Annotated in this window: 13 protein-coding genes; 3 read left to right on the top strand and 10 right to left on the bottom strand. The window is 73.6% G+C overall.

The features are described 5' to 3' along the window. Nucleotides 1-4: 4 nt before the first annotated feature. Complete coding sequence (locus ACFYPS_RS07535) at nt 5-1,984, bottom strand: acetoacetate--CoA ligase (RefSeq protein ID WP_387323332.1); 1,980 nt, start codon at nt 1,982-1,984, stop codon at nt 5-7. A 158-nt stretch (nt 1,985-2,142) separates the two neighbouring features. Further along, nucleotides 2,143-2,661, bottom strand: coding sequence for an acyl-CoA thioesterase (locus ACFYPS_RS07530; RefSeq protein ID WP_387323330.1), 519 nt, complete (start codon nt 2,659-2,661; stop codon nt 2,143-2,145). A gap of 23 nt (nt 2,662-2,684) precedes the next feature. Here ACFYPS_RS07530 and ACFYPS_RS07525 point away from each other — a divergent pair, with 23 nt between their 5' ends. After that, nucleotides 2,685-3,350 carry a hypothetical protein gene (locus ACFYPS_RS07525; protein ID WP_387323328.1) on the top strand — a complete coding sequence of 222 codons (666 nt, stop codon included), beginning with the start codon at nt 2,685-2,687 and terminating at the stop codon, nt 3,348-3,350. 53 nt (nt 3,351-3,403) lie between these two features. Here the strand turns inward: ACFYPS_RS07525 and ACFYPS_RS07520 are convergent, their stop codons facing one another. Together ACFYPS_RS07520 and ACFYPS_RS07515 are read right to left on the bottom strand one after the other, a co-directional pair. Further along, nucleotides 3,404-4,696 (bottom strand): multidrug effflux MFS transporter, encoded by a 1,293-nt coding sequence (locus tag ACFYPS_RS07520; protein ID WP_387323326.1) that lies wholly within the window; start codon nt 4,694-4,696, stop codon nt 3,404-3,406. A 262-nt stretch (nt 4,697-4,958) separates the two neighbouring features. Further along, a complete protein-coding gene (locus ACFYPS_RS07515; protein ID WP_354962742.1) occupies nt 4,959-6,128 on the bottom strand; it encodes an acyl-CoA dehydrogenase family protein in 1,170 nt (389 codons plus the stop codon). Between the two features lie 249 nt (nt 6,129-6,377). Between ACFYPS_RS07515 and ACFYPS_RS07510 the strand changes: the two genes are divergently transcribed. Both ACFYPS_RS07510 and ACFYPS_RS07505 read left to right on the top strand, forming a co-directional pair. Next, nucleotides 6,378-7,805 (top strand): UDP-glucose/GDP-mannose dehydrogenase family protein, encoded by a 1,428-nt coding sequence (locus ACFYPS_RS07510; RefSeq protein ID WP_354962741.1) that lies wholly within the window; start codon nt 6,378-6,380, stop codon nt 7,803-7,805. Between the two features lie 150 nt (nt 7,806-7,955). Further along, nucleotides 7,956-12,851, top strand: coding sequence for an SCO7613 C-terminal domain-containing membrane protein (locus tag ACFYPS_RS07505; protein ID WP_387323323.1), 4,896 nt, complete (start codon nt 7,956-7,958; stop codon nt 12,849-12,851). Between the two features lie 290 nt (nt 12,852-13,141). Here the strand turns inward: ACFYPS_RS07505 and purE are convergent, their stop codons facing one another. From purE to mca, 6 genes are all read right to left on the bottom strand, one after another. Continuing rightward, nucleotides 13,142-13,633, bottom strand: a complete 492-nt coding sequence (gene purE, locus ACFYPS_RS07500) for a 5-(carboxyamino)imidazole ribonucleotide mutase (RefSeq protein ID WP_387323321.1) — start codon at nt 13,631-13,633, stop codon at nt 13,142-13,144. Nucleotides 13,634-13,685: 52 nt separating this feature from the next. Further along, nucleotides 13,686-14,861 (bottom strand): 5-(carboxyamino)imidazole ribonucleotide synthase, encoded by a 1,176-nt coding sequence (locus ACFYPS_RS07495; protein ID WP_387323319.1) that lies wholly within the window; start codon nt 14,859-14,861, stop codon nt 13,686-13,688. A 141-nt stretch (nt 14,862-15,002) separates the two neighbouring features. Next, nucleotides 15,003-17,039, bottom strand: coding sequence for a thioredoxin domain-containing protein (locus tag ACFYPS_RS07490; protein WP_387323317.1), 2,037 nt, complete (start codon nt 17,037-17,039; stop codon nt 15,003-15,005). A 78-nt stretch (nt 17,040-17,117) separates the two neighbouring features. After that, nucleotides 17,118-19,649: a putative bifunctional diguanylate cyclase/phosphodiesterase gene (locus ACFYPS_RS07485; RefSeq protein ID WP_387323315.1), complete on the bottom strand. Its 2,532-nt coding sequence runs from the start codon at nt 19,647-19,649 to the stop codon at nt 17,118-17,120. Nucleotides 19,650-19,831: 182 nt separating this feature from the next. Next, a complete protein-coding gene (locus tag ACFYPS_RS07480; RefSeq protein ID WP_074316919.1) occupies nt 19,832-20,125 on the bottom strand; it encodes a hypothetical protein in 294 nt (97 codons plus the stop codon). A gap of 48 nt (nt 20,126-20,173) precedes the next feature. After that, complete coding sequence (gene mca / locus ACFYPS_RS07475) at nt 20,174-21,055, bottom strand: mycothiol conjugate amidase Mca (RefSeq protein ID WP_387323313.1); 882 nt, start codon at nt 21,053-21,055, stop codon at nt 20,174-20,176. Nucleotides 21,056-21,157: the final 102 nt, after the last annotated feature.

The raw sequence follows: 21,157 nt of genomic DNA, 5'->3' as shown, positions 1-21,157 counted from the left end.
GTTTTCAGGCAGGCGTGTTGTCGGTGGCTCGGCGTTCGGCGAAGGTGGCGAAGGACGTCAGGGACTCGGGGTTGGCCAGGGCACCCTTGGCGGCGGCCTGGTCGACCGGGGTGCCGGTGAGGATCTTCTTGACCGGAACCTCCAGCTTCTTCGCCGAGAGGGTGCGGGGCACCGCGCGCACCTGGTGGATCTCGTCGGGCACGTGCCGGGGGGACAGCGCCGTGCGCAGCTCGCGGCAGATCTTCGCGCGCATCGGGTCGTCCAGCTCCAGACCCTCGGCGAGCACCACGAAGAGCAGCAGCTCGCCGGCACCGCCCTCGTCGTCCTCCAGGTGCACGACGACCGAGTCGACCACCTCGTCCAGCCCCTCGACCACGGAGTAGAACTCGGCGGTGCCCAGCCGCACCCCGCCACGGTTGAGGGTGGCGTCCGAGCGTCCGGTGATCACGCAGCCGCCCCGGTCGTTGATGGTGATCCAGTCGCCGTGCCGCCAGACGCCCGGGTAGACGTCGAAGTAGGCCTCCCGGTAGCGGGTGCCGTCCGGGTCGTTCCAGAAGCCCACCGGCATGCTCGGCATCGGCTCGGTGATCACCAGCTCACCCAGCTCGCCGATCACCGGGGTGCCGTCGGCGGAGCGAGCCTCCACCTTGGCGCCCAACGCCCGGCAGGCGATCTCGCCGGCGTACACCGGCAGCAGCGGCACCCCGCCGACGAAGCCGGTGCACACGTCGGTGCCGCCCGACAGGGACTGGAGTTGGAGGTTGTCGCCGACGGTCTCGTACACCCAGGTGAAGCCCTCGGCGGGCAGCGGCGCACCGGTGGAGCCGACCGCGCGCAGCGCGGACAGGTCCGCGACCTCCCGCGGCACCAGCCCGGCCTTGCGGCAGGCCAGCAGGAACGGCGCCGAGGTGCCGAAGTACGTGGTGCCGGTCTCCGCCGCCAGCCGCCACAGCCCACCCAGGTCGGGGTGGCCCGGGTTGCCGTCGAAGAGCACGATGGTCGCGCCGACCGCCGGGCCGGAGACCAGGAAGTTCCACATCATCCACCCGGTGGTGGTGAACCAGAAGAACCGGTCGGCCGGGCCCAGGTCGTGGTGCAGGGCGAGCATCTTCAGGTGCTCCAGCAGGATGCCGCCGTGGCCGTGCACGATCGGCTTGGGCAGCCCGGTGGTGCCCGAGGAGTAGAGCACGTACAGCGGGTGGTCGAACGGCACCGGCGTGAACGTCAGTGGCTCGTCGGTGGGCGCGGCCAGGTCGGCCCAGCCCAGCGCGTCCTCCGGGGCGGCCTTCGGGTCCAGGTAGCCGATGCTGACGGTGTGCCGCACCGACGGCAGGGCGGCCCGGATGGCGGCGACCTCGGCGCGGCGGTCCACCGGCTTGTCGCCGTACCGGTAGCCGTCCACGGCGACCAGCACGGTCGGCTCGATCTGCTGCCAGCGGTCGGTGACGCTGCGGGTGCCGAACTCGGGTGCGCAGGACGAGAAGGTCGCCCCCAGGCTGGCGGTGGCCAGCAGCAGGACGTACGTCTCAGGAATGTTCGGGGCGTACGCCGCCACCCGGTCACCGGCGGTGACGCCGAGCCGGCGCAGCCCGGCCGCCACCCGGCGGACCTGCTCGCGCAGCTCCCCGGCGGTCAGCGTGACCGGCGCGCGGGTCTGCCCGTGCGCGATCACCACCGGGTCGTCGTCGGCCCGCCCCGGCATCCGCAGCACGTTCTCCGCGTAGTTCAGCGTGGCCCCGGGGAACCAGCGGGCACCGGGCATCCCCCGCTCGGCCAGCGTGGCGGTCGGCGGGGTGTGCGCCACCACCTCGAAGTGGTCCCAGATGGATCGCCAGAACCCGTCCAGGTCGGTGACCGACCAGCGCCACAGCGCGTCGTAGTCAGCGAAGTCCAGCCCGCGGTGCTCTCGCAGCCAGCGCAGGTAGCCGCCGATCCGGGACCGCTCGCGTACGTCCGCCGGCGGCGTCCACAGCACATCACCCACTGCTCCACCCTCCCCTGGCCCGGCACGACACTGTGAATGGGCCGTGGCGCCATCTTGCCCTACCTCGAAGCGCCATTCTGCGCACCGGGTACGAGCACCGACGCGTGCCCACCCCACACTCCACCCCACCCACGCATGTGGGAAGCAGCGAGGACAGCTCAGCCGGCGCGGTGGGCCTGGATGGCGCGGCGGCGGGCGAGGCGGTGCGCACGGCGGATCTCGGCCTCCCGGTACCGGCGCTCGTCCTCCGGCGTCTCGGGGAGCACCGGGCGGACCCACCGCGGGGCTCCGCCCACGTCCACTCCGACGAAGACCAGGTACGCGGTGGCCACCCGGACCGGCGCGTCCTCGGCGGAGTCCCACCGTTCGGCGACCACCCGCACGCCCACCTCCATCGAGGTCTGCCCGGTCCAGTTCACCTGGGCGTGCGCGTGCACCAGGTCGCCGACCCGGACCGCCTCGGAGAAGACGATCTCGTCGATCGCCGCCGTCACCGCGGTCCCGCCGCTGTGCCGGGCGGCCGCGGCCCCCGCCACGTCGTCGACGAACTTCATCAGGACCCCGCCGTGCACGGTGCCGTACAGGTTCACGTCGACGGCGGTCATGATCTTGCTCAGGGTGACGCGGGAGTACGACGTCGGCTTGCCGGTCGGAGCGGCGGAGAGGTGCTCGGTCATGCCGGAAACGGTACGGTGCGCGGATGCGACATCTCTGGAGCTTCCTCGCCGGGCTGGTGGTGGTGCCCATCACCTGGGTACTGGTCACACTCGGGCAGGACGGGTCGAGCCGGACGGTCGACCGCTGGGTGGAGATCGGCACGTTCAACACCGCCAACCTGATCGAGCCGGCCGTGTACCTCGGTGTCGGCGGTGTCCTGCTGGGCCTTCTCGGCACACTGCGCGTCTCGCCGCTGGGCACGCTGGTGGCCGGGCTGCTGCTGGTCACCCCGTACGTCGGGATGTTCGTGGCGCCGTTCGAGGTGCGGGACGCGATCCCGCACGGGTGGAAGGTTCTCGGCGATCCCCTGCCGCTGCGTCTTCCGGTGGAGAACGGCACCCTCTTCCTGATCGGCCTGCTGCTGCTGATGGCGGCGTTCAGCAGGCAACGTTGGCAGCAGTGGCCGCGTCCGGTGACCGAGCCGGCCACGGCACCGGCGTCGACGGGTGGCCCCCGGAGCGACGACTTCACCCTGACCGACTGGCCACCGCCCGAGCCCGCCGAGCGCGACGCCACCCCGCCCAGCCTGGGTTACCCGGCCGATCCGACGCCGACCGACCCACTGCCCCGTCGGGTGGGTGGCGAGTCGCCGTGGTCCGCGCCGCCGCGCGGCCAGCCGCGGCCTGAGGACACCACCGAGATCCGTTGACCGTGGGGCGGGCCGGGCGACCGGCCCGCCCCCAACCTCTCTGGACAGAACACCTAGTGCAGTGCGACGGCCAGGTCCGGGTCGACGGCGCCGAGCTCGGCGCGGGGAACGACGAGGAGCATGACCAGCGTCGCCGCGGCCATGCCGCCCGCGATCACGATCGCCATCGGCACGCTCCCGGTGCCGAACAGGCCGACCAGGGGCGCCGACAGCGCACCGATGCCGAACTGCACGGCGCCGAGCAGCGCGGCGGCGGTTCCGGCGGCCTCGCTGTGCCGGGTCATCGCCAGCGCCGGCGCGTTCGGCAGGGCCAGGCCCGCCGCGGCGAGGACCAGCCACAGCGACGCGAGCAGCGTGCCCAGACCACCGAGGCCGGTCGCGGCGAACATCACCAGCAGCAGCCCGGCCGCGGTCCCGGCGATCAGGGCGCTGATCAGGATCTGCTGCGGGGTGTAGCGGCGCAGCAGCCGGACGTTGAACTGGGTGGCCCCGATCAGACCGACCGCGCCCGCCCCGAAGGCCAGCCCGAACTGCTGCTCGTTGAGGCCGTACTGCTCCTGGAGCACGAAGGACGACCCGGAGACGTACGCGAACAGCGCGGCCATAGCCAGCCCGGCGACCAGCACCAGACCGACGAACGCCCGGTCGTTGAGCAGCCCCCGGTAGTCCCGCAGGGTCGCCCCCACACCGCCGCGCCGACGGCGCGCCACGGGAAGGGTCTCCGGCAGCCGCAACGCGGCGACGACGATCAGCAGCGCGCCGAGCACGGCCAGCGCCGCGAAGACGCCCCGCCATTCGGTCCAGCGCAGCAGGCCGCTGCCCAGGGTCGGCGCGAGGATCGGGGCCAGTCCCATGACCAGCATCAGCCGGGAGAAGATCCGGGCGAACGAGGCGCCACTGAACAGGTCGCGCACGACCGCGGTGGCGACCACGGTGGCGGCCGCCACCCCGAGCCCCTGCAGGACGCGCAGCACGCCGAGCACGGCGATGGTGGGTGCGAACACGCACAGCACGGATGCCGCGACGTGCAGGGCCAGCCCGGCCAGCAGGGGCGCCCGCCGCCCGACCACGTCGGAGAGCGGCCCGACGAGCAACTGGCCCAGCGCGAGGCCGAGCAGCGTGCCCGTCAGCGTCAACTGCACCGCGGTCTCGGTGGTCTGCAGGCCGGCCGTGATGGCGGGCAGCGCCGGCAGGTACATGTCGATGGTCAGCGGCCCGATCGCGATCATCGCGCCCAGCACGAGCACGAGTTGCGCCCGCTGTCGGTTGCTCATCCGGTCGCCGGGCAGCACCTCCCGCTCGAAGGCGGTGTCGGGGCCGGTCTTCTCCACCAGCTGCTTCATCATCTCGATCTCTCTGCGTGGCGTAGGACGTCGTTGGGCGTGCCCGACGTTGGGCAGCGAGTGGATGGCGAGGCAGGGTGGCGGCGGACGCGCCGGCCAGGGTGAACGGGATGATCGGTCGATCAGGCTCGGTGATTCTCCCTTCTCCCCAACATCGTTGACCCGTTCAACGATGTCGGTGTGTGGGGACTCACGTACGAACGCCGACCGCCTCACCGCCGGGCGGCGGTGAGGCGGTCGGTCTCGACGGTCGGGTGGCGGGCGTCTAGACAGCGCCGCTGAGCAGTTGCCGCGCCATGACGATCCGCTGCACCTGGTTGGTGCCCTCGTAGATCTGGGTGATCTTGGCGTCCCGCATCATCCGCTCGACGGGATAGTCCCGCGTGTAGCCGTAGCCCCCGAGCAGCTGCACCGCGTCGGTGGTGATCTCCATGGCGGCGTCCGAGGCGAAGCACTTGGCCGCCGCGCCGAAGTAGGTCAGGTCCGCGTCGCCGCGCTCGGACTTGCCGGCCGCGGCGTAGGTGAGCTGCCGGGCCGCCTCAAGCTTCATGCCCATGTCGGCGAGCATGAACTGGACGCCCTGGAACTCGGCGACCGCCTTGCCGAACTGCCGGCGCTCGGCGACGTACCCCTTGGCGTAGTCGAGCGCGCCCTGCGCGATCCCGATGGCCTGAGCGGCGATGGTGACCCGCGTGTGGTCGAGGGTCCGCATCGCGGTGGCGAAGCCGGTGCCCTCTGCGCCGATGATGCGATCCGCCGGAATGCGTACGTTGTCCAGGTAGACCTCGCGGGTGGGCGAGCCTTTGATGCCGAGCTTCTTCTCCGGCGCGCCGAAGCTCACACCGGCATCGGACTTCTCGACCACGAAGGCCGAGATTCCCCGGGACCGGGCGGTCGGATCGGTGACCGCGAAGACGGTGTAGAACTCGGAGACGCCGGCGTTGGTGATCCAGCGCTTCACCCCGTTGAGCACCCAGTGATCCCCGTCACGCACCGCGCGGGTGGTCATCGAGGCCGCGTCGCTGCCCGCCTCCGGCTCGGAGAGGCAGTACGAGAACATCGCGTCCCCAGCCGCCACCGGCGTCAGGTAACGCCGCTTGAGCTCCTCGGAGCCGGACAGCAGCAGCGGCATCGTGCCGAGCTTGTTGACCGCCGGGATCAGGGAGGAGGACGCGCAGGCCCGCGCCACCTCCTCGATCACGATGGCGGTGGCCAGCGCGTCCGCGCCCGCGCCGCCGTACTCCTCGGGGATGTGCGGGGCGTGGAAGTCGGCCGCCCGCAGAGCGTCGTAGGACGCCTTCGGGAACTCACCGGTGTCGTCGGCCTCGGCGGCGTGCGGAGCCACCTTCGCCGTGCAGACCTCCCGGACCGCCTCCCGGATCGCCTCGTGCTCCTCCGGCAACCGGTAGACGTCGAACGACTCGCCTGCGGCCACGTTGGCCCTCCTCTTCACCGCTATCATGCGCAGTCTGTAGCCTCGCCTGACCTCGACCGCGCAGACTGAAGGATAGCGACTGCAGTTCGGGTGGATGTTACCGGCGCGTAGGTACAGGTTCGACGGAGCATCCCGGCCGCCGAGCGATGATGGAAGACAGACAATGAGCCACCCCTCCGGTGCCCGGCCAGGCGCCGCAGCAGAATGCGACGCGACGAAGCGCCGCCAGTGCGAGCGGAGAAGACAGGCGTGACGATCCCCTATCCCACCATCCAGCCGACCCCCGCCATCGCCACGGTGACGCCGCCCTCGGGCGCGCCCCGTCCGCGGGTGACGTTCCTGGGGACCGGTTACCTGGGTGCGACGTACGCCATCTGCTATGCCGAGCTGGGGTACGAGGTGCTCGGCTTCGACGTGGACGCCGACAAGATCGCGATGCTGAACGCCGGTCAGGTGCCGATCCACGAGCCGGGCCTGGACGAGCTGCTCAAGCGCAACCTGGCCGCCGGCCGGCTGCGGTTCAGCACCGACATCGCGGAGACCGCCGAGTTCGGCGACGTGCACTTCATCTGCGTCGGCACCCCCCAGCGGGCCGACGGAATGGGCGCCGACCTGTCGTACGTCGAGGCGTCGGTGACCAGCCTGGCGCAGCACCTGACCCGCAAGTCCCTGATCGTCGGCAAGTCCACCGTGCCGGTGGGCACCGCCGACTGGGTGGAGCAGCTGGTCGGCAAGCACACCCCCAACGACCTGGGTGTCGAGGTGGCGTGGAGCCCCGAGTTCCTCCAGGAGGGCTTCGCCGTCGACGACGTGCTGCGCCCGAACCGGATCGTGGTCGGCGTGAAGAGCGAGTGGGCCAACGGCATGCTCTACGCCGCGCACAAGGGCGTGTTCGACCTGGCCGCCACCGAGGACCGCGAGGTGCCCCTCGTGGTCACCGACTTCGCGACCGCCGAGCTGGTCAAGGTCGCCGCGAACGCGTTCCTGGCCACCAAGATCTCCTTCATCAACGCGATGGCCGAGGTCTGCGAGGCCTCCGGCGGCGACGTCACCCAGCTGGCCCGGGCGATCGGCTACGACCCGCGGATCGGCAACCGGTTCCTCCAGGCCGGCCTCGGCTTCGGCGGCGCCTGCCTGCCCAAGGACATTCGGGCCTTCCAGGCGCGGGCTCAGGAGCTGGGCGCCGGGGAGGCGCTGCGCTTCCTGCACGAGGTCGACCTGATCAACCTGCGCCGCCGTACCCGGGTGCTCCAGCTCGCCGCGGACCTGCTCGGCCGCCGATCCGGGCCGGCCGGCCCGGACTTCTCCGGCACCCGGATCGCCGTGCTGGGCGCCACCTTCAAGCCCAACACCGACGACGTCCGCGACGCCCCAGCGCTCGCCGTCGCCGCGCTGTTGCAGAAGGCCGGCGCCGACGTGCACGTGTACGACCCGCAGGGCACCGAGAACGCGCGCCGCGCGGTACCCGAGCTCACCTACGAGACCGGCATCAACGAGGCGGTCACCGGCGCCGACCTGGTCTGCGTCCTCACCGAGTGGGCCGACTTCCGCAACGCCGACCCGGTCGCCCTCGGCGAGCTGGTCGCCGGTCGCAAGGTGGTCGACGGCCGCAACTGCCTCGACTCCGCACTGTGGACCCAGGCCGGCTGGGAGTACCGGGGCATGGGCCGCCCCTGACGGATCGCACCCACCGGCCGGTCGCGGAGTGCCTCTCCGTGGCCGGCCGGTGTCGTTGTTTGCCCCGGACCCGCCGACAAGTGTCGAAATCCGCGCCAGCTTTGGGCATGCTGCGACAGTGGGAGTCCACAGTGCGGGTGGAGGGGTGTCGTGGCGACCTTTCAGTGCTCCTCGTGCGGCCGGGAGATCAAGCCGGCCGTCCGCTGCCCGCACTGCGGGGCCGATCAGGCCCAGTGGGTCGAACACCTGGCTGACATCGAGCGCTCGATCGCGGAGATGAAGGCGCGCGACGCCGCCATCGCCCGCGAGCAGCGGCAGATCGCCGCCAAGATGCAGGCCGCGCTCTTCCAGCGGGACATCCTCGCGCACGCCGGTGAGGAACGAGTCAAGCAGGCCACCAGGCCGCGGCGGGTGCTGCGCCGCCGTCCCAGCCGCCGGCCGCCGACCGCCGCCACCGGCGCCCCGCCCCGGGTGCCCCGTCAGGGCACCCCACCCACCGGGGAGTACCCGCCACCGCTTCCGCCCCAGGCGTCCTGGCTCGACGCGGACGACCCCGAGCACCCCCCGGAGGCGTCCTCCCGCGAGGTGCAGAACATCCCGCTCGGGCTGGGCGCGCTGCTGCTCGGGGTGGCCGCGGTGGTCTTCGCCGCGGTGGCGACCAGCTCGATGGACGCGCTGGCCCGGCTCGGCATCCTGCTCCTCGCCACGGTGCTGATGCTGCTCGCCCCGCCGGCGCTGGCCCGACGCGGTCTCACCTCGACCGCCGAGACGATCTCCGCGGTCGGCCTGCTGCTGGTGCCGCTTGCCGGAAACGCCCTGTGGGCGGTGGACCGGATCGGCAACGGCGGCGCCTCCGGTGCGATCTTCGCCGGAGTGATCTTCGCGGTCACCGCCGCCGTCGCGTTCGGGTACGCCGGCTGGACGGGCCTGCGCACACCCCGGTTCGCCACCGTGCTCGCCGCGCAGCCGGTGCTGCCGCTGCTGGCGTACGACCGGATCACCGGGCCGGGCGGCTGGGCCGTGGTGCTCACCCTGGTCGCCCTCCTCGACCTCTGGCTGACCCGCTCCGGGCTGACGGTGGAGCGACCCGTCCGGCAGGACCTCCCGGACCCGGGCACGCCGCCAGCGCCCCGGCAACGCGACGCCGAGAGCCGGCCCGAGGGCGACCCGGAGGAGGCCGCCGAGCTGATCGATGCCGACCCGGGGGCCGCCGTCACCCGGCCGGTGCGCCCGGTGCCCGGTCTGCGCGAGCTGATCTGGCTGCTCCACGGGGTGGCGGTCGCCGTCGCCCTGGCGTACGCCGTCACCGCCCTGCTCCAGGCGGAAACCGTGCCGGCGGCGGCGGGCGCCGGGATGGCGCTGCTGCTGGCCGCCACGGTCGGGTTGGGCGGCGCGCTGGTGCTGCGCCGCCCACCGCTGCCCGACGTCGCGGCCGGCATCCTCACCCTGGCCGTGATCGGGACGCTCGGCCGGATCGCCTCGGTGGCGCTGCCCGGCCGGGCTCTGCTGCTGATCGCGGCGGTCATCACGGTGACCGGGCTGGCCGTGCGCGCGGTCCCCGAGGCCGCCCGGCGCGGCCCGCAGGTCGCCTCAGCGGTGGCGCTCACCGTCAGCGGGCTGGTGGTCGCCGGGGGCGCGCTGCGCGCCGGCGTGGCCCCGGTCCGGGCGTCGCTGCCCGCCTGGGGCGCCGACCTCGACCGGTACCCGGCCGAGCTGGCCGCCGCGGTCGGCCCGACCACCTGGCAGCTCGCAGCCGCCGCGTTCCTGCTCACCATCGCCGCGGTGCTGGCCCTGCCGCCGGACATCCGCCGCGAGTTCGCCGTCGCCGGTGCGGCACTGACCGCGCTGGCCGTGCCGGCCTCGTTCGGTCTCGGCTGGGCGTCGGCACCCTGGCCGATGGTGCTCACCGCCGTCGGCATCGGGGTGATCGGCCTCTCCGCGCGGACCAGCCGGGCCGCGCTGGCGCACGCCGTCGGGGCCGCCGTGGTGGGCCTGTTCGGAGCGGGCGCCAGCCTGGCCGGGCCGACGCTCACCGCCGCGGTCCTGCTCACCCTCTTCGCGGCCGGCGCTCTGGTCGCGCTGGCGCCCCGGGTCCGGATCGCCTCGGCCGCCGCCGACACGGTGTCCGCCTGGGCCGCCGGGGGCGCCGCGTTCGCGCTGCCCGGGGCCGTCGCCGCGTTCGTGGCGGCCACCGTGCCCACCGACCCGACCCCCACCCCGGCAAGCCTGCGCGAGGTGACCGTCCCGGTGCTGGCCGCGAGTTTCCTCGCGGTCTGCGTGACCCTCGGCTACGCCGCCGTGGTGCAGGTGTCCCAGCGGCGCATCCCGGCGCCGCTGTCCGTCGGCACCGGGCTGGGCGCTCTGGTGGTCACCGCCGCCGCCTTCGGCGCGCCCGGGGCGACCGTCGCCGACGCGTGGGTCGGCGCCCTGCTGCTGGTCGCCGCTGTGCTGCTCTTCCTGGCACCGTCGATCGACGCCGGCCGGCGCTCCGACCTCACCCTGGACGGCTCGGACCTGGCCGCCGCAGCGGTCACCACCGCCCTGATCGCCACACTGGTCCGGATCGCCGCTGTGCTGACCCCGGGCGGGCAGTTGGCGGTCGCCGCCGGCCTGGTGCTGGTGGTCGCCGTCGGCGCCCGCGCCATGCCCGAGGAGTGGCGGCGCGGGCCCATCCTCGGCATCACCGTCGGCGGCCTGCTGATCGGAGTATTCGCCGGTTGGACGGCGCTGCGCGGTGGGCTCGGTGTGCTGGCGACCCCCGGCCCGATCTGGGACGGCGACCTGAGCGGCTGGCCGGCCGCGCCGACCGGTGGCGCCACCTGGCAGGCCCCGGTCGCGCTGGCCCTGCTGGCCGTCGCCGCCGGCATTCTGCTCCCGCCTCCATGGCGGTGGGACGTGTCCGGCGCCGCGGTGGTACTGGCCACGATCGGCGCGCCCGCCGCGTTCGACCTGCCCTGGTGGACACCGGTCCTGGTCGGCGGAATGGTCGCCACGGTCTACGGGATGGCCGCGGTGGCGACGGAGGAGGCCCGGGCCGGCCTGTCCCGGGCCACCGTGGCCGGCGTGGTCGCGCTGCACGCCGCCGGCGCCGGCCTGGTCCGGCCGTGGACCACCGTGCTGGCGCTGGGCAGCATCGCGCTGATCGGCGTCGTGGTGGCCGCGCTGGCCCGCGTGCTGGCCGGCCCGCAGGTGACCGACATCGCGACCGAGGGGATGCCGCCGCACCTGGTGCAGATCGGCGGTGCGGCGGTCGGCGCGGCGCTGCTGGCCCTGCCCGGCGCGTTGGCGGCACTGGCCGCCGAGTTCGAACACTCGGCACAGGTGGTGCTGACCGCCGCGCTGGCCGCGTCCAGCCTCGGCCTGGCCGCCGTGGCCGCAGTCCGCCGACACGTCCCGCAATACCTCCCCTGGGTCAGTGTGGCCGTCGTCGGCGGGGCCACCATCAGCGCGCTGGCGGCCATCCCCACCGGCCTCGCCTCGGGCGTCTACGCGGCCGCCGCGGCGCTGCTCGGCGTACTGGCCGAGCTGATCCGCGCGGCCACCGTGCCGCCGACCGGCTCGGCCCAGCCGGTCCGGCGCTGGGCGGTGCTGCTCGACGGCGCGCTACGGCGGTTGCCGGACGACTCGGAGCGGCGGCGGTGGCGGGTCAGCCCGTCCGCCGGCGCGCTGGCCGCGGCGGCCCTGCCGACCGCCCTCGCGCTCGCCTCGATCACACCCGCCCTGGTCACCGCCCTGGTCGATCCGCACCGCACGCTGACCCGCATCTGGCGGGGTCCGCCACCGGAACTGCTCACCCCGCCGCCGGACGTCGTCGACCCGACCCACGTGCTGACCGCGCTGCTGCTCACCGCGACCGCGGCGCTGGCCGCCACCGGGTTCAGCGGCGGACGGCGGTCCCGGGCCGTGCCGGTGGTGCTGCCCGGCGCCGCCGTCACGCTGCTGATCGCCCCCATCGCGCTGGGCAACGGTTGGCCGGCGAGCGCCCTCGCCGCGCTCTCGGTCTTCACCATCGCGATGCTCGGCCTCGCACTGACCCCGCCTCCGCCGCTGGTCGAGCCGGCCCGCTCGCTGCGGCTGACCCGGGTGCTGGTCTTCGTCATCGGCCTGGCCGCCGGGGGCGCGGGGCTGGCCGGCAGCCTGGCCACCCGGGAGCTGACCCTGTTCACCCTCGGCGGCGCGGTCGGCGTGGGCGTGGTGGCGGCGCTGTACGGCACCACCCAACGGGCCCGCATTCTCGGCTGGCTCTTCGCCTCGCTGATGGCGCAGCTCTTCGTGCTCACCGCTGGCCTGGTCGCCGGGCTGGCCGCGGTCTGGTCCGCGTTCGGGGTCCTCGCGGTCGGAGCGGTCCTGCAGGTGTTCGCGGCGACCCTGCCCCGGCTTCGCCGCCCGGAGGCCCAACGCGAGGCCGCGACCGTGGAATGGAGCGGATACGCGGCCGCGCTGATCGCGCTGGCCCTCGCCTTCGACTCGCCCCGGCACATCGCCGCCCTGCTGGCCGCCTGGGGCGCGGTCCTCGGGGTCGCGGCGACACGACCCGGTCGCCGGCCGGTGGAACGGCGGATCCTGTTCTGGGCGGTGGTGGCCTGCGAGATCACCGCCTGGTGGATCCTGATGCGTGTCGCCGACGTGGCGCTGCCCGAGGCGTACACGCTGCCCTTCGCCGCGCTGGCCCTGCTGGTCGGGGTGCTGGAGCTGCGCCAGCGGTCCGACATGAGCAGTTGGGTGGCGTACGGGCCGGCCCTGGTCGCCGCGTTCGTGCCCACCCTGGCGATCGTGCTGGCCACCGAGTCCAGCACGCTGCGACAGATGCTGCTGCTGCTCGGCGCGGTCGCGGTGCTGGTCTTCGGCTCGTCCAGCCGGCAGCAGGCCCCGGTGATCGTCGGCGCGTCGGTCACCGCGATCACCGCGATCCACGCGCTGTTCAGCCTCGGCCCGTGGCTGGCGCTGATCCCGGTGGGCATCCTGTTGCTGATCCTCGGCGCCAGCAACGAACGCCGCCGCCGCGCCCAGGAACGCCTACAAACCGCCCTACGCGGCATGAGATGAATCTGAGGGTCCCTGCGGCGTGAATGAGTGGGCACGCTGAGCGTGCCGGGTACATGCGTCGGTTGCGGGGCGGCGTGCCGGGTACGTACGTCGGCTGCGGTGAGCGGGGCGGGTGCGTGCGCGGGCGCCGCCCCCGCTGCGGGTCCGCCCGCTGCGGCCCTGGTTCGCCGAGCCGGCCGCCGGCCCGCGGAGGGATCAAGCCTGACCGCCCGGAGCGGGTGGGCTCCCCCCGAAACCCCCACGGCCCGAACCACCGGCCATGACCCCCGATGGCCGGGACGCGCCCCGGGTTAGCTCAGGGTGGCCTGGAGGGCGGCTTCCTTGGCGGCTACCAGGTTTTCCAGGTCCTGCTGGTAGGTCGTCATCTTGGCGCGCAGGTGCTCGTCGGCCGCGCCGAGGATCCGCACGGCCAGCAGGCCGGCGTTGCGGGCGTTGCCGATCGAGACGGTGGCCACCGGGATCCCGGCGGGCATCTGCACGATGGACAGCAGCGAGTCCATGCCGTCGAGGTGCTTCAACGGCACCGGAACGCCGATCACCGCCAGCGGGGTCACCGAAGCCACCATGCCGGGCAGCGCCGCGGCCCCACCGGCACCGGCGATGATCACCTTGAGGCCCCGGTCAGCGGCGTCGCGGCCGTACTCGATCATGGCAACCGGAGTCCGGTGCGCCGAGATCACGCGGACCTCGTACGGCACCCCGAAGTCGTCCAGCACCTCGGCGGCGGCCCGCATGGTCGGCCAGTCCGAGTCACTGCCCATGATCAGCCCAACCGTGCTCACTCCGGTACCCCCTCCGTTCGCGACCGCGGGCTCGCCGGCGCACGCTTCGCGGTCACTCGTGCCCCTCGCGCAGCCAGCGCGCGGCCCGGGCGGCCCGCGCCCGTACGTCGTCCAGGTCGTCACCGAGCACCGTGACGTGCCCGATCTTGCGGCCGGGCCGCACCTGCTTGCCGTAGAGGTGCACCTTGGCCCCCGGCTCGGCCGCGAAGAGGTGGTGCAGCCGCTCGTCGATCGACATCCCGCCCGGCTCGCCGCCGAGCACGTTCGCCATCACCACGACCGGCGCGGCCAGCGCCGTGTCACCCATCGGGTAGTCGAGCACCGCCCGCAGGTGCTGCTCGAACTGGGAGGTCCGGGCCCCCTCGATGGTCCAGTGCCCGGAGTTGTGCGGACGCATCGCCAGCTCGTTGACCACGATCGCCGGCCGGCCGGCCGCGTCGCGCGCCTCGAAGAGTTCCACCGCGAGCAGGCCGACCACGCCGAGCGCGGTGGCCAGGTCGATGGCGAGCTGCTGGGCGGTGACCGCCAGCTCCTCGTCCAGAGCGGGCGCCGGGGCCAGCACCTCCACGCAGATGCCGTCCCGCTGCACCGTCTCGACGACGGGGTACGCGGCCACCTGGCCGAACGGCGAGCGGGCCACCTGCACGGCCAGCTCCCGGCGCAGCGGCACCCGCTCCTCGACGATCAGCCGGGTGCCGCCGGCGAGCAGCGTCCGGGCCAGCTCGGTGGCCTGGGTGGCGTCGTCGACCAGCCAGACCCCCCGGCCGTCGTAGCCACCCTGGGCCGCCTTGAGCACCACCGGCCAGCCGACCTGCTCGCCGAAGCCGACCAGGTCGGCGGGGTCACCCACCGGCTGCCACGCCGGGTTGGGCGCGCCCAGCTCGGCCAGGCGTTCCCGCATGACCCGCTTGTCCTGGGCGTGCAACAGCGCGTCCGCCGGGGGGTGCAGGGTCACGCCCTCCGCCGCCAACGTGCGGATGTGCTCGGTGGGCACGTGCTCGTGGTCGAAGGTGACCACGTCGCAGCCCTTGGCGAAGGTGCGCAGTGCGGCCAGGTCGGTGTGGTCGCCGTACTGGACGTCGGCGGCGACCAGCGCCGCGCCGTCGTCGGGGGCGACCGCGAGTACGCGCAGTGACTGGCCGAGGGCGATCGCGGCCTGGTGGGTCATCCGGGCCAGCTGGCCGCCACCCACCATGCCGACAACAGGCAGACCGGTACGGGAATCCATAGCGCGGCCAGCCTATCCGGGCCGCCGGCGCGGCCACCCACAGGGCCGGCGCTCGCGCGGCTGGGTCCGTCCGGGAAGCGCCGACCACCACCGGGCCCTGGTCGCGGGCAACTACCGGGCGCTACGTCGGTCGCGGTGTGCTCAGCGGAGCTCGGCGACCAGCTCCTCGACCGACGTGACCGGGCGCTGGCAGACGAAGCCCCGGCAGACGTACGCGGCGGACCGCCCGTCGACCAGCGGGCGGTCGGCCAGCAGCGGCACCCCGGGCTGGTCCGGGCGTCCCGCGACCACCACCGCGCCGGGCGGCGCGTGCCGGTGGGCCGCCGCCACCAGCGGGTCGCCGGTGGGGTCGTCGGTCGCCACGGCGATCTCGTACGGCCCGGAGAGCAGCGCCTCGCCGACCGTGGCCGCGTACCCGGTGAACCGGGCGTGCTGCCCGACGATCGGCGCGACCGTGCCGAGCGCCACCTCGGCGGCCTCCCGGTAGCGGGGCTCACCGGTCAGCGCCGTGTACGCGACCAGCCCGGCGATCAGCGCCGACCGACCGGACGGGGTGGCATTGTCGGTCGGGTCCGCCGGGCGGGTGACGAGCCGCTCCGCGTCGTCGGCGGTGTCGTAGAAGGCGCCGCCGGGCGCGGCGAAGTGCTCCAGCGCGGTGTCCAGCAGCCCGCCGGCCAGGGTTAGCCAGCGCCCCTCGCCGGTGAGCTGGTGCAGCGCGCAGAACGCCTCGGCCACGCAGCCGTAGTCCTCCAGTACGCCGGCCGGTTCACCGACCGCACCGCCCCGGGAGACCCGGCGCAATCGGCCATCGACCAGGTGCACGGTGGCCAGGTGCTCGGCGGCGTCGCGCATCGCGCCGTCGGCGACGATGACGACGCCCTCCATCAGGTTGACGTCCTCGTCCTTCGGCGACGCGTACAGCGCGACGACCTGCTGGAACTCGACGAGGGCGGTGATCGCCAGGCCGTTCCAGGCCGCCACCACCTTGTCGTCACGGGCCGGTTGTGGCCGGTTGTCGCGGGCCGTGAGCAGCCGCCCCACCACCTGCTGCCAGCGAGCCCGGATCTCCGGCGCGACGTCGTCGACGTCCCGGGCGAGCCGGAGCACGCTGGTGCCGTGTTCGAACGTGCCCTCGACCGTGACGGCGAAGAGATCGGCGGCCCAGTGGCCGTCCTCCTCGCCCAGTACCTCGACGAGTTGGGCCGGCGTCCAGGCGTAGGTGAGCCCCTCGACGCCCTCGGTGTCGGCGTCCAGCGCGGACGCGAAGCCCTCCCCCGGCCGGTGCAGTTCGTCGGCGAGGAAGCGGGCGGTGTCCCGGGCGACCCGGCGGGCCAGCGGGTCGCCGGTCAGCCGCCAGAGCTGGGTGTAGACCCGCAGCAGCAGCGCGTTGTCGTAGAGCATCTTCTCGAAGTGCGGCACCGTCCAGTGCGCGTCCACCGAGTACCGGGCGAAGCCTCCGGCGAGCTGGTCGTAGATGCCGCCCCGGGCCATCGCCTCGGCGGTGTGCCGGACGATCTCCAGGCTGCGCGGGTCGCCCGTCCGCTGGTGGTGACGCAACAGGAAGAGCAGGTTCATGTGCGGCGGGAACTTCGGGGCGCGCCCGAAGCCGCCGTTGGTCGCGTCGTACTCGCCGGCCAGGTTGGCGGCAGCGGCGTCGAGCAGCGGGGCGTCCAGCGGCGTGCTGGGCCCGCCCACGGCTTGGGCGCCGCCGATCGCCTCGACCACCGCGGCGCCCTGGCGCAGCACCTCCTCGCGTTGGTCCCGCCACGCGGTGGCGACGGACTGGAGCAACCGGACGAAGTTCTCGCGGGGGAAGTAGGTGCCGCAGAAGAACGGGGTGCCGTCCGGGGTGGCGAAGACGGTCATCGGCCAGCCGCCCTGACCGGTCATCGCCTGGGTGGCGGTCATGTAGACGGCGTCCACGTCCGGACGTTCCTCACGGTCCACCTTGATCGACACGAAGTCGTCGTTCATCAGGGCGCCGACGTGCTCGTTCTCGAACGACTCGTGCGCCATCACGTGGCACCAGTGGCAGGCGGCGTAGCCCACCGAGATCAGCACCGGCACGTCCCGCCGCTTCGCCTCGGCGAACGCCTCGTCGCACCAGGGCCACCAGTCGACCGGGTTGTCGGCGTGCTGGAGCAGGTACGGACTGGTGGCGCCGGCGAGTCGGTTCACCCGACGACCATAACCAGCCCCGGTCGGTCACGCCGGGCGGTCACCCGCCGAGCACCCCGGCCCGAGCCGGGCTGACGGTCAGGAGGCGCCGTCGGCGCGGAGCCGGAAGACGTTCGACTCCGCGGAGTCGCGCAGCGACCCGAGCACCGCACTGATCTTGTCCGCCGGCATCGGCTTGAAGAAGTGGTAGCCCTGCGCGGAGGTGCAGCCCAGCTCGGCCAGGGCCAGCCGCTGCTCGGCGGTCTCCACCCCCTCAGCCACCACCCGCAGCCCCAGCTCGTGGGCGAGACCCACGGTGGTCCGTACGATCGCCGCCGCCTCCGGCGAGTCCGCCATCCGGATCACGAAGGAGCGGTCCACCTTCAACTCGTCCACCGCGATCCGGGTGAGGAAGGTCAGCGAGGAGAAGCCGGTGCCGAAATCGTCCACCGCGAGCTGCACACCCATCGACCGGAGCGTGGCCAGCACCTCGTCGATGACCTCCAACTCGCTCATCACCACCGTCTCGGTGATCTCCAGGACCAGCCGGTGCGGCGGCACCTGGTGCCGGCGCAGCGCGTCGGCGATCTCCGCCGGCAGCCGGGGGTCGAGCAGACTACGCGCCGACAGGTTCACCGAGATCGGGACGTCGAGCCCCTCCTGGGCCCAGTCGGCGGCCACGCTGAGGGCCTTGTCCAGCACGTACCGGGTGAAGGTGCCGAGCTGCTCGCTGTTCTCCACGGGACGGATGAAGTCGGCCGGGCCCAGCCAGCCGCGCCGGGGATGCCGCCACCGGATCAGCGCCTCCACGCCGGTCGGCGCGCCGGTGGCCAGGTCGACCGCCGGCTGCAGTGCCAGCACCAGTTGGTCGTCGACCTTCAGCGCCTCGCGCAGCTCGGCCAGCAGGGCCAGTTGGTCGGTGCTGGCCGCGTCCCGGGCACCGTCGTACGCGGCGACACTGCCGCCGCCCTCCTTCGCCTGGTACATCGCGATGTCGGCCCGGCGCAGCAGCTCCGTCAGGTCGGCGGTGCCGGCGTCGGCCACGACCACCCCGACGGAGACCTCGATCGACATCCGTACCCCGGCCACCTCGGTGGGCGCGGCCAGCCGTTCGGCGATCTCCCGGGCCTGGCGTAGCGCGTGCGCCATCGGTGCGGCCCGGTCGCCGAGCACCGGCACCGAGGTGAGCAGCAGAGCGAACTCGTCGCCGCCGAGCCGGCCGAGCAGGTCACCGGGGCGGGCCAACGCGCTGAGCCGGTTCGCCGTCAGCCGCAGCAGTTGGTCGCCCGCGGCGTGCCCCAGCGTGTCGTTGACCTCTTTGAACTGGTTGATGTCCAGTAGCAGCAGCGCCACCGGGTGGTCGTGTGCGAGCTGCCGCAGCGCCTGATCACCCTTGCCGAGCATGGCGGCCCGGTTGGCCAGCCCGGTGAGCGGGTCATGCACCGCCTCGTACGACGACCGGGCGGTGACCAGCCGCAGTTCGCGGTGGGTCGCGGCGTCGTGCAGCGCGGCGGCGAGCGCGTCGCCGAACGCGGCCACCGCGTCGTGTTCCCGGGCGGTGGGCGGAGCGGACCGGGGGAACCGGACCCGCAGCCGACCGACCGGCGCGGCACCCACCGACAGCGGACGGATCAGCTCGTCCTCGCCGGGTTCCGACCGGTCCGGCGGGCCCACCTCACGGTCGACCAACTGGCCGCCGGCGTCGCCCCGGTAGCGGCGCCACCGGCCGTCGGCCCGGGCCACGTCCACGTCCACCAGCTCAGCGCTGAACAGCGCCAGCGCGCCGGTCACCGCGGCGCTGGCCACGCCCCGCTCGTCGAGTTGGTTGAGGGCCGCGGTGGCCTCGGCGAAGGCCCGCCACGTCCGGCGTTCCTGGTCGGCGCGCAGCCGGTAACGGTAGGTCTGCTGGAGCAGCCAGAGCAGCGGTGGGAGCAGCAGCAACCAGCGCGGGTCGAGCTCCAGCAGCGCGATCACCACCAGGCCGACCGCCACGTTGCCGACGAACATCAGCAGCTTGCCGCGCAGCGCGGCGAGCAGCGGTGGCCCGATCGGCAGCCCGTGCCGCAGGCCCAGCGTCACCCCACCGAGCCAGGCGGTCACCAGAAGGTACGTCACCGAGCCCGCGATCACGGCCAGCGCCAGCATCGGGGTGGGCGCGGCGAGCAGCGGGTGGCCCAGCGCGGTGGCCACGGACACGGCCAGTGCCGACGCGGCGGCCAGCGACGCGGCGATCCGGACGATCTCCAGTGCCGGACGGCGGTCGTTGTGCAGTGAGTGCGCCGTCCAGGCCAGCCCGGCGCCGAGCAGGGTGGCCGCCGGCAGCCAGCCGGCCGGCGCCAGGTAGAGGCAGACGATCAGGGCCGCCTCGCCCCAGGTGATGCTGACCATGCCGGCGGCCGAGCGGAACCGCAGCCGCGCGAACTGGGCGACGGCGAAGACGGCGACGGCGATGCCGAAGCGGGCCGGACCGCCGAGCGGATCGTCGGCCGGCAGCCGGTGCGGAAGGGTCAACCCGACGGCGGCGGCGACCAGGGCGGTCAGCGTCACGGCTGCGGTGAGCACGAGCAGCCGGGCAGGCGTGCCGCGCACCCCGAGCCGGTCGAACGGGTCGCCGGCCGGGCCGGAGGTCATCGACCTCCCCCGTCAGCCGACGGACCGACGGGGGTACGGCGGGCGGCCGGTGCTGTGACTGTCATCGGCGCCCCCTCCCGCACACAGCTCAAGGACTTTTGGTCCCCCCGGCGGAAGGCTAAGCCAAACCGGGTGGTCGCAACAGGGGGCGACCACCCGGTTCGGCGTGAATCATGCGCGGACTACCCGTTCCGGTGCTGCTGGTGCCCGTTGGGAGCGGGCGTGGAGGAATCGCGCGCTCCGGTCCCGTCTGTCGGATCGGCGACTGCCGCTTCGGCCCTGGTCGGGTCGGTCGGCGGCGTCTGCTGCGGAAACCGGTCGGGCAGCCGGCGCAGCCGGGCGTTCATGTTGCGGATCAGCAGGATGGTCGCGGTGGCCAGCAGCAGGATGAGGAACAGGCCCATCGGGCCGGCCAGGCCACCCGTGCGGGTGTCCCCGAAGTTGTTCTCCGCGAGCACCTGGGCAGCGGTCAGCATGGCGTTCCTCCGATGTGCGGTTGCTTACCAGGGTAGCCCCGCGCGGAATCAGCTCGCGTGTGCCGTCTCCCGCACACCCGCGAAGAGGTCGGACTCGGGCATCGGGCTGTCCACCACCGACCGGGCCAGCTCGTAGTCCTCCGTCGGCCAGGCGCGCTGCTGGAGCTCCATCGGCACGTGGAACCAGAAGCCGTCCGGGTCTACCTGGGTGGCGTGGGCGCGTAGCGCGTCGTCGCGGACCGAGAAGTATTCGGCGCACTCCACCCGGGTCGTGATCCGGGGGCCCTTGTCCGGCCGCTCCTCCCAGCGCTTGAGCCACTCCTCGTACGGCGACTCCTTGCCGGCGGCGAGCATGCCCTCGTGCAACGCCATGATCTTGGCCTTGGAGAACCCGATGTCGTAGTAGAGCTTCAGGGGCTGCCACGGGGCGCCCAGCTCCGGGTAGCGCTCCGGGTCGCCGGCCGCCTCGAAGGCGGCCACGCTCACCTTGTGGCACATGATGTGGTCGGGGTGCGGGTAGCCGCCCTCCTCGTCGTACGTGGTGACCACGTGCGGGCGGAACTCGCGCATCAGCCGCACCAGCGGGCCGGCGGCCACCTCGACGTCCTGGAGGGCGAAGCAGCCCTCGGGCAGCGGTGGCAGTGGATCGCCCTCGGGCAGCCCCGAGTCGACGAAGCCGAGCCACGCCTGGTCGATGCCGAGGATCGCCCGGGCGGCGTCCATCTCGGCGCGGCGGATCTCGCCGATGTTGGCCCAGACGTCGGGGCGGTCGAGCTTGGGGTTGAGCACGCTGCCGCGCTCCCCGCCGGTGCACGTCACGACCAGGACATCCACGCCCTCGGCGACGTACTTCGCCATGGTCGCCGCACCCTTGCTCGACTCGTCGTCCGGGTGCGCGTGGACGGCCATGAGACGCAGCTGTTCTGCCAACTTCGGCACTCCTCGTCTGTGCCGGCCGGTGGACCCGACCGGGCTCGACCGGCTGACCTGCCGGAATCCTCCACACCCGGTCGGCGGTCGACGCCATGGCTG

It is taken from the genome of Micromonospora sp. NPDC005087 (genome assembly GCF_042872965.1).
Lineage (GTDB): Bacteria > Actinomycetota > Actinomycetes > Mycobacteriales > Micromonosporaceae > Micromonospora.
This window is presented reverse-complemented; position numbering and strand designations above follow the sequence as displayed.

Coding starts and splice junctions, on each gene's coding strand:
- ACFYPS_RS07485 (WP_387323315.1), bottom strand. CDS start 19,649: ATGACCTCCGGCCCGGCCGGCGACCCGTTCGACCGGCTCGGGGTGCGC.
- ACFYPS_RS07495 (WP_387323319.1), bottom strand. CDS start 14,861: ATGGATTCCCGTACCGGTCTGCCTGTTGTCGGCATGGTGGGTGGCGGC.
- ACFYPS_RS07480 (WP_074316919.1), bottom strand. CDS start 20,125: ATGCTGACCGCTGCCCAGGTGCTCGCGGAGAACAACTTCGGGGACACC.
- ACFYPS_RS07530 (WP_387323330.1), bottom strand. CDS start 2,661: ATGACCGAGCACCTCTCCGCCGCTCCGACCGGCAAGCCGACGTCGTAC.
- ACFYPS_RS07520 (WP_387323326.1), bottom strand. CDS start 4,696: ATGATGAAGCAGCTGGTGGAGAAGACCGGCCCCGACACCGCCTTCGAG.
- ACFYPS_RS07525 (WP_387323328.1), top strand. CDS start 2,685: ATGCGACATCTCTGGAGCTTCCTCGCCGGGCTGGTGGTGGTGCCCATC.